2 protein-coding genes, 1 tRNA gene and 1 pseudogene are annotated in these 2,033 nt (G+C 46.5%); all 4 read left to right on the plus strand.

Features of this window, described 5'->3' with window-relative positions; genetic code table 11:
• Positions 1-541, plus strand: a pseudogene (gene glmM / locus A3729_RS16735) (phosphoglucosamine mutase); the annotation flags it as partial.
• A gap of 89 nt (positions 542-630) precedes the next feature.
• The gene (tpiA, locus tag A3729_RS16740) at positions 631-1,389 is read left to right on the plus strand and encodes a triose-phosphate isomerase (RefSeq protein WP_068508998.1); all 759 of its coding nucleotides are present in this window, start codon (positions 631-633) and stop codon (positions 1,387-1,389) included.
• Positions 1,390-1,473: 84 nt separating this feature from the next.
• Complete coding sequence (secG, locus tag A3729_RS16745) at positions 1,474-1,869, plus strand: preprotein translocase subunit SecG (RefSeq protein WP_068515214.1); 396 nt, start codon at positions 1,474-1,476, stop codon at positions 1,867-1,869.
• Between the two features lie 13 nt (positions 1,870-1,882).
• Positions 1,883-1,967, plus strand: a tRNA-Leu gene (locus A3729_RS16750).
• Positions 1,968-2,033 lie beyond the last annotated feature (66 nt).

The following is a 2,033-nucleotide window of genomic DNA, read 5'->3' on the forward strand; positions in this document are numbered from 1 at the left end:
CAGGAATCGTCAGCAGGCTGGTCGCTTGGAAGGTGGGGTTGTCGGTACATTAATGACGAACTTTGGTGCAGAGCTGGCATTGCAAAAGCTGAATATTCCTTTTGTTCGTGCAAATGTGGGCGACCGCTATGTGATGGAGCAGCTAGTGAAGAATGGCTGGGAGCTTGGTGGTGAGAACTCAGGCCATATTATTTGCTTTGATAAAGCGAGCACGGGTGATGCAACTATTGCTGCGTTGCAGGTTCTTATTTCCTTATGGCGTGACGGTAAGAGCTTGCATGAGTTGAAGTCCGAGATGACTAAGCTTCCACAGGTGTTGAAGAACGTACGAATTAAAGAAAAAACAGACCCCATGTCAAACGATGTTATTGCCCAGGCTGTTAAAGAGCAAGGTGAGCGTTTGGCAGGGCAGGGTAGAGTGTTGTTGAGAGGCTCGGGTACGGAGCCTCTAATCCGGGTTATGGCTGAGGGCGAGGATGCGGACTTGGTGAATTCAGTGGTGAACTCTCTGGTTGAAACGGTCCAGAATGCAATTGGTTAAGTAATTGGGTAAAAAGTCGTAATGGGTTGCTTGTAAGTAAAGATTAACTCGGTTAGTATTTGCGCCCTTCTGAAAAGCTGGTGTTATATATGCGTAGCAAGATTGTTGCGGGAAATTGGAAAATGAATGGTAGTGTTGCATTTATGCAGGACTACTTGCAGGCATTTAGCGATCAAGCATCGTCTAACGTGCCTGACGATGTGCAAGTGCTAATCGCACCGCCGACAGTTTTACTTTCCGGCTTTTTTGAAGCAAGTAAAGACTCCGGTATCCAGTTGGCAGCTCAGAATGTTGCTGGTTTTGACGAAGGTGCGTTTACTGGTGAAGTATCTGCGCCTATGTTGAGCGATGTAGGTTGTCAGTGGTCGTTAGTTGGGCACTCAGAGCGTAGAGCTTTGTTCGGAGAGACTGATAGTGATGTTGTTGCTAAAATCTCCCGTTTGCTAAAGGCTGGTATTAAGCCGGTTTTGTGTGTAGGTGAGACTCTGGAAGATCGAGAAGGTGGTAGAGCGCAGGAAGTTGTTGCGACGCAAGTCGGCGCTGTGCTGAAGCAATTTTCTTCGCAAGAACTGTCTGATTTGCTTATTGCTTATGAGCCGGTTTGGGCAATTGGGACAGGCGAAACAGCAACGCCAGAGCAAGCTCAGGAAATGCACGCTTATATTCGGCAGCAGGTTTCAGAAAAGTCTGCGGACTTAGCTGAAAATATGGCAATTCTGTACGGTGGTAGTGTTAATGTAAAAACCGCCAAAGAATTGTTTGGTCAGGATGATATTGATGGTGGGCTAGTTGGTGGCGCATCATTAAAAGTGAGCGACTTTTTACAAATCTGTAAGAGCGCTGGTTAGTAATTTTTATTGTTGTTTGTTGCAATTAAGAGTTTGAGGCTCTTGATGGGGCGGGCAACTAGAGTAGAAAAATAGGCTAAAAGTATGGAATGGTTAGAGACTGCCGTTATTGTGGTGCATATTCTGGTATCACTAGGTTTGATTGGTTTGGTTTTGCTGCAGCAAGGTAAGGGTGCTGAAGCGGGTGCTTCCTTTGGTGGTGGTGCGTCACAAACCGTTTTTGGTAGTCAGGGTAGTGGTAGCTTCCTAACACATATGACCAAATACTTTGCGATTGTATTCTTTATTACCAGTATTTCTCTGGCGGTGATCGCTAAGCAGAAATCAGAAATTTCTGCAGATGATTTCATTGCGCCTGTTGCTGAGCTTGAAACCTCAGGAACTGATGAGTCGGCGACAGAGTTAGAAGGCGGTGAGTCAATTGATACGGCTGCGAAAGATGCGATGCCTGCCGAGTCAGCGGCGCCAGAGTTAGAATAAGTTTTTGGTTTTTGCCCAAGTGGTGGAATTGGTAGACACGCTATCTTGAGGGGGTAGTGGCGTAAGCCGTGCCGGTTCAAGTCCGGCCTTGGGCACCAACTTAGAAAGCCTGTCACGTTTGTGACGGGCTTTTTGCTTTTCTGGGTTTAAGTTATTTGTTCAAG

Source organism: Oleiphilus sp. HI0043 (assembly GCF_001634935.1).

Excerpts from the sequence above, each read along its gene's own strand:
- tpiA (WP_068508998.1), top strand. The coding sequence starts at position 631 with ATGCGTAGCAAGATTGTTGCGGGAAATTGGAAAATGAATGGTAGTGTT.
- secG (WP_068515214.1), top strand. The coding sequence starts at position 1,474 with ATGGAATGGTTAGAGACTGCCGTTATTGTGGTGCATATTCTGGTATCA.